General features: G+C 51.6%; 2 tRNA genes and 2 rRNA genes. All 4 read right to left on the bottom strand.

Going from position 1 to position 1,314, the window contains the following annotated elements:
* A 23S ribosomal RNA gene (locus tag PY311_RS12550) occupies positions 1-290 on the bottom strand; the annotation flags it as partial.
* Positions 291-809: 519 nt separating this feature from the next.
* Positions 810-885, bottom strand: a tRNA-Ala gene (locus PY311_RS12545).
* A gap of 18 nt (positions 886-903) precedes the next feature.
* Positions 904-980 (bottom strand) — tRNA-Ile (locus tag PY311_RS12540).
* A 107-nt stretch (positions 981-1,087) separates the two neighbouring features.
* Positions 1,088-1,314 (bottom strand): 16S ribosomal RNA (locus tag PY311_RS12535); the annotation flags it as partial.

The following is a 1,314-nucleotide window of genomic DNA, read 5'->3' as shown; positions in this document are numbered from 1 at the left end:
GAGAATGAATCCTCCGGTTTGGCCTCTTCCGCGTTCGCTCGCCACTACTTGCGGAATCTCGGTTGATGTCTCTTCCTCGTCCTACTTAGATGTTTCAGTTCAGACGGTTCCCTTCCTACACCTATTTTGTTCAATGCAGGATGACTGGATATTGTCCAGCCGGGTTGCCCCATTCGGAGATCTGCGGGTCAAAGGATATTTGCTCCTCACCGCAGCTTATCGCAGCTTGTCACGTCCTTCTTCGGCTCCTGATGCCAAGGCATTCCCCTTGCGCTCTTTTTAGCTTGACCTGCGGCGTCGCAAGCTGCGCATCGCTCGCCCGTCCTCGCCAGCTTTTCAGCTTGCGATGCCGGTCTCACTCTCTCCGCTGCTCCGCCTTTTTCCTCAAAAATCTTCCGATTTTTGAGGAGTTGGACGAAAGCCGCGATTTGCGCTCCCTTGCAACTCCGTGTCTTAGAGATTTGGTTCTCTTGAATTATGCAGGCAATTCTTTAGAGAAATTGTAATCGTTACCCATCTATACGATGTTCCACAATTAAAATATACGCTCCTGTGTCCTTTCAGACACAGAACCTCTCTGTTGCCTTACTTCACTTTGTTGTTGCATTGTTCAGTTTTCAAGGTACATCGCGTCATCGCAAAGTCCGCTTGCCGCTCTTTCCACCTTTCGGCGAATACTCTGGCCGCTCCCTTGCTCCTTCTCCTTCAAAAATCTATCGGATTTTTGATGAGGGGTCGAAGGTGACGTTTTCTGGTTTGAAACCAGATTGAAATACTCGATCTCTCGAATACTTCAATCCATTTTCAATTGGTGGAGATTAGCGGGATCGAACCGCTGACCTCCTGCTTGCAAGGCAGGCGCTCTCCCAGCTGAGCTAAACCCCCATCTTCCATGGAAGCTTGTGGTGGGCCCGAGTGGGCTCGAACCACCGACCTTACGATTATCAGTCGTACGCTCTAGCCAGCTGAGCTACGGGCCCATAACCACCGGGCGTGCGCCCTCTAAATTAAACAACGTGAAAACTTACTCCCCAGCGGCTGACCAGGATGTTATCTAAAAGCCTTGGCTTTCAGAAGTTCTCCTTAGAAAGGAGGTGATCCAGCCGCTCGTTCTCGAACGGCTACCTTGTTACGACTTCACCCCAATTATCGAACCCACCTTCGGCCGCGCCCTCCTAAAAGGTTAGGCTACGGACTTCGGGTGTTCCCGACTCTCATGGTGTGACGGGCGGTGTGTACAAGGCCCGGGAACGTATTCACCGTGGTATGCTGACCCACGATTACTAGCGATTCCGACTTCACGCAGGCGGGTTG

This window comes from Neopoerus faecalis, assembly GCF_029218125.1.
Taxonomy (GTDB): domain Bacteria; phylum Bacillota; class Clostridia; order Oscillospirales; family Oscillospiraceae; genus Oscillibacter; species Oscillibacter faecalis_A.
The sequence above is the reverse complement of the archived record's forward strand: the minus strand, read 5'-3'. Positions and strand labels throughout refer to the sequence as shown.